We start from the raw sequence: 13882 nt of genomic DNA, 5'->3' as shown, positions 1-13882 counted from the left end.
AACGCCAGCAAGCGCGCCGAGCCGCGGCCACACGTGATTCGCGAACCGGTTGCGCGTCGCGCGAATCAGTCGGGCGCAGCGCGGCCGGGGGGCCAGCAATGATTCGGGCTTGAGAAATGCAACCTGGCCGGTCCCTTGGTATAGTCTCGAACCTTAGCGTGCTGCGCCGGTTGCGTGAGACATCAGGTGGTGGAACTGTCCAGCGACACCGACGTTGCAGGCCGCCCCGGCCCGCAAGCCACCTGGAACAGACTCTTGGGGTGGAACGATGTGGGGTGGAACGATGTGGGCCTTTTTCGAACGTCTCCTCGACTCGTCCATGCTTTCGCCGCACGGCATCTGCCTGTTGTGGGAGCCTCAGCTGATCTGGCTTCACGTCGTTTCCGACGCCTGCATTGCCGCCGCCTATTTCTCGATCCCGTTTGCCCTGGCCATCCTCGTCACCAAGCGGCGCGATCTCAAGTTCGGCTGGGTCTATTGGGCGTTCGCGATCTTCATCATGGCCTGCGGCCTGACCCATGTGCTGTCGATCTATACGCTCTGGGTTCCGGTCTACGGCATCGAGGGCCTCGTCAAGGCGGCCACGGCGGTCGCATCGGTCTTCACCGCCGCTGCGCTCTGGCCGCTATTGCCGAGAATCCTGACGATCCCCTCGCCGTTCGAGCTGCGGCAGGTCCAGGCCGCGCTCGAGGAGGAGGAAATCAGGAGCCGCGACGCCACGCTCCTGCTGCAGCAGGTCCGGGACGCCCAGCGCGCGATGCGCGAGAGCGTGGCGCGTCTCACCGCGATCGTCGAGACCGCGGTCGACGGGGTCATCCTGTTCGATGCGCAGGACCGCGTCCTGCTGTTCAATCCGGCCTGCGAGCGCCTGTTCGGCTACCGCGCCGACGAGGTGATGAACCGCAAAGTCGGCATGCTGATGCCCGACGCTGATGCGGCGCGTGACGGCCAGGCGAGGCATTTCGAGACCGGCGGCGAGGCCATCGGCCTGCGCAAGGACGGCTCGACCTTTCCAGTGGACCTGTCGGTGGGCCAGGCGCGGCAGGACGGCGAATTGATCTTCGTCGGCATCGTCCACGACCTGACCGCGCGCAAGCTGACCGAGCAGCAGCTTCAGCAGGCGCAGAAGATGGAGACGGTCGGCCAGCTCTCCGGCGGCATCGCGCACGACTTCAACAATCTCCTGACCGTCATCATCGGCAATGCCGAGCACCTGAGCGAGCAGCTCAAGGAGAGGCCCGACCTCAGGCGCTTTGCCGACGACATCTGCCAGTCGGGCGAACGGGGAGCCGAGCTGACGCAGCGGCTGCTTGCCTTCAGCCGTCGCCAGCTGCTCCAGCCTCAGCCGATCGATTGCCGGAGCCTGCTCGACTCCATGTTCAAGCTGCTCAAGCGCACCTTGCGCGAAGACATCGAGATCAGGACGACCTCCGGGCCCGGCACGATCCTGGCCTTTGCCGACCGCGCGCAGCTGGAGTCCGCGGTGCTGAACCTCGCCCTCAACGCGCAGGATGCCATGCCATCGGGAGGACATCTGATGCTGAGCACGGAGTTGGCTGCGATCGACGGCGATTATCGCGCCCTTCACCCCGAGGTCGCACCCGGCAGCTACGCGTTGATCTCGGTCACCGACGACGGCGAAGGCATGACGTCTGATGTCAGCGCACGCGCCTTCGAGCCGTTCTTCACCACCAAGGAGGTCGGCAAGGGCTCGGGCCTCGGCCTCAGCATGGTCTATGGCTTTGCAAAGCAATCAGGCGGCCATGTCTCGATCTACAGCGAGGCAGGCCTCGGGACCACGGTCAGGATCTACCTGCCGCGCGCGAACACCGGACAATCACATCCCGATCTTCCAGACGGCGAGGACACGGCGCCGCGAGGCTACGAGACGATCCTGATCGCCGAGGACGATCCGTTCGTCCGCTCGTCCGTCATTCGCAGAGTGGAAGCTCTCGGATATCGCGTCGTTGCCGCGGTCAACGGCAAGGATGCCTTGCAGCAGCTGCGGAGCGATCCCAGCATCGACTTGCTGTTCACCGATGTCGTGATGCCCGGCGGCATGAGCGGCTGGGAGCTCGCCGATCAGGCGCGGCGGGTTCGTCCCGGTCTGCCGGTCCTGTTCACCTCGGGCTACGCGCTGGAGACCCTGGTCGAGCAAGGCCGCGCGCAGGCGCAAGCGATCGTGCTGACCAAGCCCTATCGCAAGGTTGAGCTCGCCCAGCGCATCAGGGATGCATTGGCAGCGGCAGTGGTCACGTCCTAAAGCATGATCCGGCCCCGGAGGGCCGCGTTAGCGCAAAGTGCGCAGCGGTTTTCCGAAAAGATCATGCTCAAACAACAGCCTGAAGCGCGATGACGAAATGGCCCAGTCGCATCCCACTTCAGGGCGGCGCCCGAATGCGCCCTCCCCCGCAAGTTCGCTTGCTAAATCCGGCTGGTTTTGGCCTATTAGCCGGAAGAATACGCTTTCGGAGTCCCCGCGATGGTTCCTTTCTTCGTTCAGATCAAATGCAAGCTCGGCCAGTCCTATACGGTGGCCAATGCGCTTGCCGAAGCCGAGATCGCCTCCGAGATCTACTCCACGGCCGGCCAATACGACCTCCTGGTGAAGTTCTACGTCGACAAGGACACCGACATCGGCCATTTCGTGAATGAGAAGGTGCAGGTGCTACCGGGCATCCAGGACACCCTCACCATCATCACCTTCAAGGCGTTCGGCACGGGCTAGAGCTGCTTCACGAAAGCGCACGCACAGGTTGATCCGATTGAGCTGTACTAGCTTCCCTGCTTGCGTTTCGGCGGCGTCGGCCCGTCCACCGGCGGCAGCGCTTTGACGTACTCCGCCATCGCCGCGAGATCCTCGTCGGACAATTGCGAGGTGTTCTTGATCACGCGCGTCATCGCGCCGCCGACGCTGTCGCCATCGGGCAATTCACCCGTCTTGAGGAAATAGGCGAGATCCTTCGCGCTCCACTCGCCAAGGCGCTTCTGGGTGATGTTCGGGACCCAGCCCTCGCCTTCCGGATTGGGACCGCCGGCAAAGCGCTGGCCGGCGATCATGCCGCCCAGCGCATTGCGCGGGCTGTGACATTCGGCGCAATGCCCAAAGCTGTTGACCAGATAGGCGCCGCGCTTCCATTGCGGCGACTTGCTGCCGTCGGCGACGAACGGCTTGTCGTCCAGAAACAAGGATTTCCAGATCCCGAGATTGCGCCGAATATTGAACGGAAAGCCGACGTCGTGGTCACGCACCTTGCCCGCAACGGCCGGCAGCGTTTTCAGATACGCAAGAAGATCGAGCACGTCCTCGCGCCGGGCGTGTTGATAGGACGTGTAGGGAAACGCCGGAAAGTAATGCTGCCCGGACGGCGAGACCCCGTGCATCACCGCATTGACGAAATCGGCGTCCGTCCATTTGCCGATGCCGTCGTTCGGATCCGGCGAGATGTTCGGCGCGTAGAACGTTCCGAACGGCGACTTGATCGCGACGCCGCCTCCGAGCCTGAGACGATCGGGCTGATTGGGAACGGCATGGCAGGACGCGCAGCCGCCGGCGTTGAACATCACCTCCCCGTTGGCGAGATCGGGCACATGAGCCGGTGCATTGCCCACTGCCGCCACCCCCGGCGCGCTGAGCCACCAATAGATGCCGGCAGCAGCCACCGCGGCGAGCAGCGCCAGCAGAATTGTTCGTTGCAACATGCGCTCCCATTCACTCGTTGCGGCGAACTTATAACCGATGTCGTCGCGGCTCCAGCCACGAAGAATTTAGCCCGCCCTGGCCGGAGACGGGAATAAACTGAAATGTCGGCTGTTGGAAGTTTGGCAGCCCCCAACGGGTTCAGCAGGGAGAATGTCATGAACAAACTCGTCATCGCCGTGTTCGCGCTCGGTGCCGTCGCTTTTGCAGGGTCGGCCAACGCCGAAAAGCTGAAAGCAACGCTCGACGCCAAGGCCGAGGTGCCCGCAACAACCAGCAGCGCCACCGGATCGGCCGATCTGAACTACGACGCCGCCAGCAAGAAACTGTCCTGGACCGTCACCTATTCCGGCCTCTCCGGCCCCGCCACCGCCGCGCATTTCCATGGGCCCGCCGAGTCCGGCAAGAACGCCGGCGTTGCAGTCGCGATCCCGAATGCGGCCTCGAGCCCGGTCAAGGGCGAAGCGACGCTCACCGACGCGCAGGCCGCCGATCTGCTCGGCGGCAAGTACTACATCAACATCCACACGGCGGCGAACCCGGGCGGCGAGATCCGCGGTCAGGTGACGAAGTAAGCCTCAAGGTTGCTTCGTTGCGCGAAGGCCGGGCGCTGGAGGGGGCGTCCGGCCTTTTCGATTCCGGGGCGACGATTGCCGCTGCTGGTTCACCTCTCCCGCTTGCGGGAGAGGCGTAGGCCGCCTCCGGCGGCCGTCATCTTAAAAAACGCCGAGGCAAAGCCTCGGCTATGGCGAAGCGCCGGGAGAGGGCTTTCTCCTCTTGGGGATTGTCCCATTGAGGATACACCCTCTCCCGCAAGCGGGAGAGGGAGCTCACCTCCGTCGCGGCAACGATCAAGCCTCATCTCATCACGCTCAAGCCGCGTTCAGCGCCTGCGTCAGGTCGGCGATCAGGTCCGACGGGTTCTCGATACCGATCGACAGCCGGATCGTGGAATCGAGGACGCCGATTTTGCGGCGAATGTCGGCGGGAACGCCGGAATGGGTCATGGTTGCAGGCAGGCTCGCAAGCGATTCCGTTCCGCCGAGGCTCACCGCAAGCTTGAGGATCTGCAGCGCGTTGAGAAATTTGACCGCCGCCTCCTTGCCGCCTTCGATGTCGAACGAGAAGGTGGATCCAGCACCGAGACACTGCCTCGCAAACGCGCGCCCGGCCGGCGAAGCAGCTTCGTGATGACCGAGATAGTGGACCTTGGCGACCTTTGGATGATCGCGCAGGAAGTCCGCCACGAGGCGTGCATTGTCGTTGGCCTTCTCCATCCGCAGGCTCAGCGTCTCGAGCGAGCGGTTGATCATCCAGCAGGAATGCGGATCGAGCTGGGTGCCGATCGCACCCCGCAAGGCCTTGATCCCTTTCATGATCGCCTTCGAGCCCAGCGCGGCCCCCGCGATCAGGTCGGAATGACCGCCGACATATTTGGTCAGGGAATACAGCGAGAGGTCCGCACCGTGCTCGATCGGCCGCTGAAACACCGGGCCGAGCAGCGTATTGTCGCAGGCGATGATCGGAGTGTGTCCTTGCGTCTTTCCGATCGCGTCGGCAGCGCGGCGGATCATCGCGATGTCGACCAGGCCATTGGTCGGATTGGCGGGCGTCTCGATCAGGATCATCGAAACCCGTCCCTTGCCCATAGCCTGCTCCGACGCCTGCTTGACCGCGGCCTCGTCGATGCCGTCAGCAAAGCCGACGGCGCCGATCGACAGACGCGCCAGCGTGTTCGTCAGCAGGGTTTCCGTCCCGCCATAGAGCGGCTGGGAGTGCAGAATGACATCTCCGGGGCGGACGAAGGCCAGGATCGTGGTTGCGATGGCCGCCATGCCGGATGAGAACAGCGCACAACTTTCGGTGCGCTCGTAGATCGCGAGCCTGTCCTCGACGATTTCGCTGTTGGGATGATTGAAGCGCGAATAGACGAGGCCCGCGCCCATGCCTTCCGGCGGCTCGCGCCGGCCGGCGACGTAATCGAAGAAATCCTGCCCGTCCTCCGCCGTCCTGAACACGAAGGTGGAGGTCAGGAACACCGGCGGCTTGATGGCGCCCTCCGACAATTGTGGATCATAGCCATAGGTCAGCATCAAGGTTTCGGGATGCAGCATATGGTTGCCGATATGGGTCTTCGACGGGAAGGGTTTTGCCATGGCCTGTCTCGCTGTTGATTCAGGTGCTCGCCGCGGTTGGAACTCCTGATGTCATGAGGCAGTCGGGAAGAGCTGCGCCGACTCGCATCAACGTCGCGGCCGTTGGCGCAAAGATAGCTGCTCGGACCGCTATCCGTCAGACCTTGCGTACAGAAAAAAGGCGGCTGCTCTCGCAACCGCCTTTTCCTTGATTCCTGTAGCCCGGATGAGCGAAGCGACATCCGGGACAGAGCATCAGCTCGGCTGATCTCCCGGATATCGCTTCGCTCATCCGGGCTACGGGCTACAAATCCCGCCTCAGCCGTTCTTCACGCGATAGGTCTCGTGGCAGCCGCCGCATTCCTTGCCGATCGCGGGCATATTCGCTTTGAGCGAATCGATATCCTTGATCTTGCCCTTGGCGTCGCCGACGACCTTGGCGAAGCTTGCTATCTTCGTATCAAAGCCGGCCTTGTCCTCCCAGACCTTCGGAGAAGTAGAGTAGTCGCCGTCGAGCTTCACGCCCTTGGCGCTGGCCGGAAACAGGTTCGGCAGCTTCTTGGCGGTATCCTCGAACTGCGCCAGCGCGCTGTTCACCGTGGCCTGGTCGTAGGGCTTCTCGCCCTTGACCATCGCCGACATCGCGCCGGCGTTCTTGCCATTGCCCTTCATCAGGGTCTGGACCTCCTTGATGGAATCCCGGTCCGCCCAAACCGCACCCATGCCGAGCAGCAGCGCGCCCCCAACAACCAACACTCGCTTCATTCGCAAAATCCCTTTTCATGATGCAGGATCGTGCCGACCCCTCCATGGGGCCAACACCGCTTGGCAGATTTCATTCCATCCAGAACGCGACGACAGATCGTCGCGCTCTGGTTGATTGTTGAGGATGACGTCCCCGCAGACGCGTTCGGCGTTGCCCCGCAAGACGCGTTCCGCGTTTGCTTGGGGAATCACAGGCTGTGACGGCGGTGATGCTCGTTGATCGCGATCCAGACCCGCTCCGGCGTTGCCGGCATGTCGATATGGTCGATCTTGTATTCGCGCCAGAGCGCGTCGACGATGGCATTGACGATGGCCGGACAGGAGCCGATCGCGCCGGCCTCGCCGGCCCCCTTCACGCCCATCGGATTGGTCTTGCAGGGGACGTTGTGGGTCTCGAACACGAAGGACGGGCCATCCGCCGCCCGCGGCAGCGCATAGTCCATGTACGTGGCGGTGATGAGCTGGCCGTCGCTCGCGCCATAGACCACCTGCTCCATCAAGGCCTGGCCGATGCCTTGCATGGCACCGCCATGCACCTGCCCCGCCAGCAGCAGCGGATTGAGCGTCTTGCCGAAATCGTCGACGATCACGTAGTTGACGATTCTGATGATGCCGGTGGCCGGATCGAGCTCGACCTCCGCCAGATGCGTGCCGTTTGGATAGGTGCCGTCGGCGCTGGCGAAGGTCGCGCTGCCGTTCAGCTTCGAGGGATCGGCGCCGGGTCGCTTGGCGAGATCGGCGAAGGAGATCGAACGGTCGGTGCCGGCGATTCGGATCACGCCGTCGGTGATCTCGAGGTCGCCTGCGCTTGCTTCGAGCGCCTGCGCTGCAAGCTCCTTCAGCTTCTTGCCCAGATCGCCCGCAGCGCGCTCCACGCAGACGCCGCCCGTGGGAATCGAGGCCGAGCCGCCGGTCCCGAGGCCCGTCGCGATCTCGTCGGTATCGCCCTGGTGGATATGCACGCGCTCCGGCGGCAGGCCGAACTGCTCGGCGACGATCTGCGCATAGGCGGTCTGATGGCCCTGCCCGCTCGATTGCGTGCCGATCAGCACGGTGACGTCACCATTGGGATCGAGGCGGACGTTGGCCGTCTCCTCACCCATCACGCCACAGATCTCGACATAGCTCGCAAGCCCGATGCCGCGGATCAGGCCGCTCTTCTTGGCCGCCTTGGCGCGCTTGGGAAATTCCTTCCACTCGGCGATCTCCATCGCGCGCTTCAGATGCGCGGCGAAGTCGCCGGAATCATAGACCTTGCCGGTCGCGGTCTTGTACGGCAGCGCCTTCGGCGGAATGAAATTCTTGCGACGGATCGCGTCCGGCGTCATGTCGAGCTTTCGCGCGCAGGCATCGACGAGGCGCTCGATCACGTAGGCGGCTTCAGGGCGGCCCGCGCCGCGATAGGCGTCGACCGGCACGCTGTGCGTGAAGATGGTGCGCACCCGGCAGTGGAAAGCCTGGATGTCGTAGAGGCCCGGCAGCATGCCGGCGCCGCCATGCGGGATGTAGGGCCCGAAGGTCGAGAGATACGCGCCCATGTCGCCCATCAGGTCGCAATCCATCGCGAGGAACTTGCCGTCCTCTGCCAGCGCCATCTTCGCGGTGGTGACGTTGTCGCGGCCTTGCGCGTCGCCCATGAAGTGCTCGGAGCGGTCGGCCGCCCATTTCACCGCCTTCTTCAGTTTTCGCGCGGCGACCGCCATCAGTGCGTATTCGCGGTACGGAAACAGCTTTGTGCCGAAGCCGCCGCCGACGTCGGGGCAGATCACCCGCATCTTGTCGGTGGGGATGTTGAGCACGTTCTGGCAGAGAATGTCGCGCAGGCGATGGCTGCCCTGGCTGCCGACCGTCAGCGTCAGATGGTCGCGCTTGGCGTCGTATTCGCACACGGCCGCGCGTGTCTCCATGAAGCTCGCGACCACACGCGGATTGACGATGGAGATTTCGGCCACCGCGTGCGCCTTGGCAAAAGCAGCCTCGGTGGCCGCCTTGTCGCCGATCGAGACGTCGAACAGCACGTTGCCGGCCTTGTCCGGCCAGACCTGCGGTGCACCCTTCTTCACGGCGTTGACGACGCCGGTCACAGCCGGCAGCGGGCTCCATTTGACCTCGATCGCCTCGATCGCGTCGCGGGCCTGGTCGATGGTCTCGGCGACCACGAAGGCGATGGAATCGCCGACATGGCGCACCTCGTCCTTGGCAAGGATCGGGTAAGGCGGGCCGGTGAACGGGTCGGTCTCGAGATTGAACAGGCAGGGCAGATTGCCGAGCTCCTTCACATCGTCGGCGGTCAGGATCAGCGCGACGCCGGGCAAGCCGCGGGCGCGGCTCGCATCGATGGTGTATTTGGCATGCGCATGCGGCGAGCGCAGCACCAGGCAGCGGAGCGCGGCCTGCGGCGCGTAATCGTCGGTATAGCGGCCCTTGCCGCGGATGAGCGCGTCATCCTCCTTGCGCAGCACACTTTGGCCAACGCCGAACTTGATGGGAGCCGCCATTTTCTATCCCGTTCTCATGGTTGTTTTGCCGGCATATTGCCGTGGAAAAAGTGGCAAGGCAAATGGGTTTGGGCGTGCGCATGGGTCGCGGGCGGGGAAAGCGCCGCGCCCCCGTCACCATGGCGTCCAGATTGCGCCGCGAAACAAGACCTCATCCTGAGCAGCGCGCCAAAAGCGGGCGTCTCGAAGGATCGGCCGCGAAGACGCAGCCGACCTTAAAAAGTTACATCCCACTGCGCCTCCATAGATCCGTCGTCCGATCTCGCAGCCTTTCGAGAGCACGCTCAGGCGCGATGTGGTCGATCTCGCCACGCGTCAGGCCGATGTCCATCAGCTCCCTGTCACTCAGGTCCTGCAAGGTGACGCGTGGGCTCCCGCGCTGCTCCCATAACGCGCGCCAGTATCGCTTGAGCAGACTCAAGACGATGGAGAGATCGAGGCGAAGCCGCGCGGCGTCGACCTCCGGCTCGCTTGAGCTGTTCGTCAATTGTGGTGGCATCGGATGCTCCTGCTGTTGAGCCGGCAGGGAGCGCGGCCAATGAAAAGGCCCCGTCCGATGCCGGCGGGGCCTGGTGGAAAAGATGTCGTCGTCGAATTCCTAGCGCGCGACTCCTCCCACGGCCCAGCCGAAGCGGGTCATGTGCGAGAGATTGACGTTGCGCACGGATTTGATCATGAGACGCGGATAGCACGGTAATCGCACAAAATCAAGGGATGCGAGGAGGCTTGTTGCATCCTGGAGGCGAGCCCCTCATGCTGATCACGTTCCAAGCGCGCGTTCTGCTGCGGGCAAACTTCGCAGGTCCTGATGTCGATCCGAAAGATCATTCTGTTGAACGCCCTGCTCGTTGCGAGCGTTGGCATTTTTGGCGTGCTGACGGATGAGCCGTACTGGCGCGCCGTAGGACATGTCCCATGGCTTTATGACTATTTCTTCTGGTTGGCGCTGGCGCTTAACGGACCGTCCGGCTTCCTCGCTGACTACGCGGCCTGGCTCGCCATCGATAGCTTCCATCTGCATCGGCAAATGCGGGTGCTGGCAGAGCACGAATGGCAGTTTGCTATTCAGTATGCGCTCTGGCTTCTGCTTCTTTGGCCTCAGTGGAAGGCCTACGATATCCTCGTTCGCTGGTGTGCCGGGCGCTCCTATCGCGAGACCACGCTCCGTGTGGCAGCGTTCAGCATAGTCTTGATCGGCTGCGTCTTTGCTTACGCGTCGTGGACACCAAGCCACCGGATCGGGCTCTTTTTCATAGATCGCTATTTTTGGGTTGTGCGGGCGCTCGGCCTCGGACTCTCAGGTATCGTCGTCCTACTCTATAGCCAACTGGCGCGGGTCCGCTTCTCGCGGGAGGAGCCGACATAACGAACGAAACGCCTAGCCGCGCACCAGCGAGACAAGCCACTTGCGTCCGAACAGCACGAGGATCGTGAGCGCGTAGACGATCGCACCCCCAACGGCGAGCAGGACCAACGTCAATTCATCGTGGAAGTGCATCGAGGCCAGAGCAGAACCGCTGAAGCGCGCAATCAGCCAGAACGCCGCGGCGAGGATCAGTCCGGTCAGCAGGAATTTGGCCAGCGACAACAGCCATGCGCGGTCTGGCGCGAGGAAGCCTCGCTGACGGCGAAGAAGAGCACCGCAGCAGATTGGTCTGGCTTCCCCGACGCACACGCTGTGCTTGGCGAATGTCAGGGAGAGCTGCCGCTGTTCCGAGTATTTCGGCGTCTTGCGACTTTTTGGAGGACTTGTCACGCGGGTCGCGTTCGGCAAGACTGCTCGTATTTCAAGTACTTGTTTGAAAGGGTGTCCTCATGCCCGAAACATTGGAAAGCCTATTGTGGTGTGCCGCGCTGGCGACGTGGCTGATGCTTTTTTTTGGGATCACAGCCGAGCGCTTGAAGCCTCTCTCAAAACTCCTCAGTCATCTGCTCGAGGTTACGTTCAGGCTTAGGGCGAAGTGACGCAATAATGGCCCTAAGGCGCGGCTTGGCAGCCGCCAAAAGTGGCAGGGCTGCGTCGCAAGGGCGAACGAACCAAGGCGCGCACATCGTGCAGCCGCACTCTCTCGGCTTTGCGAGGGAGCGGCGATGCGTGCGCCACGGCTCCCGGAAATTCAGGGAAGTGATTGCCTATCGCGCTGAGAGAGGGGCCGAAACGTGCAACGCTGCTAGCCTGCCAGCCTCCGATCGAAGGAGAACCGCCCCCCTCCGGTGACCAGGATCAACAGAGCGCCTCCCAATATCGAGATGTTTTTCAAGAAGTTATTGTACTGCCCAATCTGTTGCGGACCGGCGGGATATTCCCAGTAACGATGTGCGATTGCAGTCGCCGCGAAGACAAATAGCAAAACCAAAATTGCGCAGTAGCGCGTACCAATGCAGAGTATCAAACCAGCTGATATCAGTATTTCCAGGATGACGGTAGTCGCCGTGAACAGCTGGGGCACTGGAAGGTTCAGCGACCGAAAATAGCTCACTGAGCCACTGAAGTTAGTAAGGGCTCCGTACGCGCTTCCAACGAAGACCCATGCAAGCAGGATGCGGCCGACCAGGATCAGCAGGTCGGCATTGCTGGTGGCGAACTTATCGATCTGAGATGTGGGCCAGGGAGAGCGGAATGGCATGGTCACTGCCTCATCGCCTTGTTGCCTGAGGACGGTACCTAAATATCCAAGATCGTATCACGATCGGCGAGCCGCGTGAAAGGCCCCGGCGGCTCGCTGTAAGCGCCTGGTGCTTCGGAAGCTCAACAACCGGTCCATCCGCTCACGGCCTTCGCCCGGGCGCTTGTCATCGGAGATCGCTTCATCCCATCGGCAATGGCCGGATCAGGAGCATCCGGTCGCGGTGGGCAAGGACCCCATCGGGCACGGAGCGGTAATGGCGGGGTGACGCCTAGCCCCGCACCAGCGAGACCAGCCAGGTTCGGCCGAACAGGAAGAGGATCGCAAGCGCGTAGACGATCGCGCCCCCGACGGCCAGCAAGACCAGCGTCAATTCGTCACGGAAGTGCATCGCGCCCAGCAAAGGGCCGCTGAACCGCGCGATCAACCAGAAGGCGGCGGCGAGGACGAGTCCGGTCAGCAAAAATTTGCCGAGCGACATCAGCCAGGCGCGGTCCGGCACGAGAAAGCCGCGCCGCACGGCGAAGAAGAGCACCAGCAAGAGATTGGTCCAGACGCCGACGGCGGTTGCGAGCGCGAGGCCGATCTGAGCCAGCGACCCCATCAGGGCGACTTTCAGCGCTACGTTCACGGCGATGCCGGTCAGCGACGCCCGCACCGGCGTCGCCGTATCTTTGCGGGCGTAGAAGGTCGCGACCGCACTGCGAATCAGCACGAAGGGGATGAGGCCGATGGCGTAGGCTGCAAGCGTGGCGCCGGCAGCGGCGGCATCAGCCTTGGAGAACGCGCCGCGGGCGAAGAGCGCGCGCATGATCTCGTCGGGCACCGTGATGAAGGCCGCGACGAACGGCAGCGAGAACAGCAACGTGAAATCGAACGCGCGGCGCTGCGCCTTCATCGCGCCATCATGATCATCGGCGGTGATCCGCCGCGACATCTCGGGCAGCAGCACCGTGCCGATGGCAATGCCGATCACGCCGATCGGGAGCTGGTTGAGCCGGTCGGCGTAGTACAGCGCCGACAGCGCGCCTGCGGGCAGGAAGGTCGCGATGATGGTGTCGGCGAACAGCGCGACCTGCGTACCCATCGAGCCCAGCGTCGCCGGCCCGAGCGCTTTGAAAAACCCGCGGACGTCTTCGTCGAGCTTGAGCGGCGCAAAGCGTGGCAGGCCGCCATGACGGGCGAGATCGCCGGCGAGCAGGAAATATTGCAGGAAGCCGGAGATCAGCACGCCCCAGGCGGCGGCATGGCCCGCGGTCGGAAACCAGACGGCAACCGCCAGCGTCATCATCATCGCGACGTTGAGGAAGATCGAGGCGGCCGCGGCGCTGGCAAAGCGCTGCATCACGTTGAGCATGCCGCCATACAGCGTCACCAGCGTGATCAGCAGCAGATAGGGAAAGGTGATCCGGGTCAGCTCTATCGCCAGCTTGCGTTGCTCGGCGTCCTCGGAAAAGCCCGGCGCCAGAATGCTCATGGCCTGCGGCATGAACAGCCAGGCGGCGATCAGCAGCACCACCTGCGAGGCCAGGAGCAGCGTGAAGATGCGGTCCGCGAACAGGTGTGCCGCCGCCTCGCCCTTCTCGCCATGGACATGCGCATAGGCCGGCACCCAGGCGGCGTTGAAGGCGCCTTCGGCGAAGATCGCACGGAAATGGTTGGGCAGGCGCAACGCCACGAAAAAGGCGTCGGCCACCGGGCCGGCGCCGAGGATCGCCGCGAGCATGATGTCGCGGGCAAATCCCGTCAGCCGCGAGAGCAGCGTGTAACCACCGACCGTGAAGATGCGTCCGAGCATGCGGACTGTTTTAGACCATGGCGCGATTAGGTCTAGGTGCTAGCGGCGCGGGCGGTTTGCCCCCTCCCCCGCCTGCGGGAGAGGGTTGGGGAGAGGGTGTCCGCAACGGGACAATCCCCTAGAGGAAAGAACCCTCCCCCGCCGCGCTCCGGCGCGCAGGTGCGCTGCCGAGCGCGACGACCTCTCCCGCACGCGAGAGCTTTGCGCAATGTCTTGTGCGGGAGTGAGGTTTGATTTCGGGCTTTTTTTGAACGACCTCGGGCGTCGGGCGCGAAGTGGACAGGTCCGTTTTCGCGGCCGATCGGTGGTGGCGGTCGATGGCAGTCATGCTGCGGCCCCTACGGGCTGCAGTACCGCCC

The 13882-nt window shown here is 63.3% G+C and carries 12 protein-coding genes; 4 read left to right on the top strand and 8 right to left on the bottom strand.

The window, feature by feature from the left end; all coding sequences use genetic code 11:
* The first annotated feature begins 319 nt into the window (after positions 1-319).
* A complete protein-coding gene (locus CVM73_RS32930; RefSeq protein ID WP_245452500.1) occupies positions 320-2263 on the top strand; it encodes a PAS domain S-box protein in 1944 nt (647 codons plus the stop codon).
* Positions 2264-2482: 219 nt separating this feature from the next.
* Positions 2483-2728, top strand: a complete 246-nt coding sequence (locus tag CVM73_RS32925) for an Lrp/AsnC ligand binding domain-containing protein (protein ID WP_018642903.1) — start codon at positions 2483-2485, stop codon at positions 2726-2728.
* Positions 2729-2775: 47 nt separating this feature from the next.
* Here the strand turns inward: CVM73_RS32925 and CVM73_RS32920 are convergent, their stop codons facing one another.
* Positions 2776-3702, bottom strand: coding sequence for a c-type cytochrome (locus CVM73_RS32920; RefSeq protein ID WP_100235935.1), 927 nt, complete (start codon positions 3700-3702; stop codon positions 2776-2778).
* Between the two features lie 156 nt (positions 3703-3858).
* On the opposite strand from CVM73_RS32920, the gene CVM73_RS32915 reads away from it, so the two are divergent.
* On the top strand, positions 3859-4275 hold the full coding sequence (locus CVM73_RS32915) for a CHRD domain-containing protein (protein WP_100235934.1): 417 nt from the start codon (positions 3859-3861) through the stop codon (positions 4273-4275).
* Between the two features lie 297 nt (positions 4276-4572).
* Here CVM73_RS32915 and CVM73_RS32905 read toward each other — a convergent pair whose 3' ends face one another.
* From CVM73_RS32905 to CVM73_RS32890, 4 genes are all read right to left on the bottom strand, one after another.
* Complete coding sequence (locus tag CVM73_RS32905) at positions 4573-5856, bottom strand: cystathionine gamma-synthase family protein (RefSeq protein WP_100235932.1); 1284 nt, start codon at positions 5854-5856, stop codon at positions 4573-4575.
* A 297-nt stretch (positions 5857-6153) separates the two neighbouring features.
* A complete protein-coding gene (locus CVM73_RS32900) occupies positions 6154-6600 on the bottom strand; it encodes a c-type cytochrome (protein WP_100235931.1) in 447 nt (148 codons plus the stop codon).
* Positions 6601-6788: 188 nt separating this feature from the next.
* On the bottom strand, positions 6789-9098 hold the full coding sequence (locus CVM73_RS32895; protein WP_100235930.1) for a xanthine dehydrogenase family protein molybdopterin-binding subunit: 2310 nt from the start codon (positions 9096-9098) through the stop codon (positions 6789-6791).
* A 223-nt stretch (positions 9099-9321) separates the two neighbouring features.
* A complete protein-coding gene (locus CVM73_RS32890) occupies positions 9322-9597 on the bottom strand; it encodes a YjiS-like domain-containing protein (RefSeq protein ID WP_100235929.1) in 276 nt (91 codons plus the stop codon).
* Positions 9598-9906: 309 nt separating this feature from the next.
* Here CVM73_RS32890 and CVM73_RS32885 point away from each other — a divergent pair, with 309 nt between their 5' ends.
* A complete protein-coding gene (locus CVM73_RS32885; RefSeq protein ID WP_100235928.1) occupies positions 9907-10464 on the top strand; it encodes a hypothetical protein in 558 nt (185 codons plus the stop codon).
* Between the two features lie 12 nt (positions 10465-10476).
* On the opposite strand, the gene CVM73_RS41265 is transcribed toward CVM73_RS32885, so the two are convergent.
* The 3 genes from CVM73_RS41265 to murJ form a co-directional block, all read right to left on the bottom strand.
* The gene (locus tag CVM73_RS41265) at positions 10477-10872 is read right to left on the bottom strand and encodes a hypothetical protein (RefSeq protein WP_245452499.1); all 396 of its coding nucleotides are present in this window, start codon (positions 10870-10872) and stop codon (positions 10477-10479) included.
* A gap of 397 nt (positions 10873-11269) precedes the next feature.
* Positions 11270-11725 (bottom strand): DoxX family protein, encoded by a 456-nt coding sequence (locus tag CVM73_RS32875; RefSeq protein WP_100235972.1) that lies wholly within the window; start codon positions 11723-11725, stop codon positions 11270-11272.
* 271 nt (positions 11726-11996) lie between these two features.
* On the bottom strand, positions 11997-13523 hold the full coding sequence (gene murJ, locus CVM73_RS32870; protein ID WP_100235927.1) for a murein biosynthesis integral membrane protein MurJ: 1527 nt from the start codon (positions 13521-13523) through the stop codon (positions 11997-11999).
* Positions 13524-13882 lie beyond the last annotated feature (359 nt).

The organism is Bradyrhizobium forestalis, assembly GCF_002795245.1.
In the GTDB taxonomy this organism is placed as follows: domain Bacteria; phylum Pseudomonadota; class Alphaproteobacteria; order Rhizobiales; family Xanthobacteraceae; genus Bradyrhizobium; species Bradyrhizobium forestalis.
Note: the sequence above shows the minus strand (reverse complement) of the source record. Positions and strands in the feature narration are given on the sequence as shown.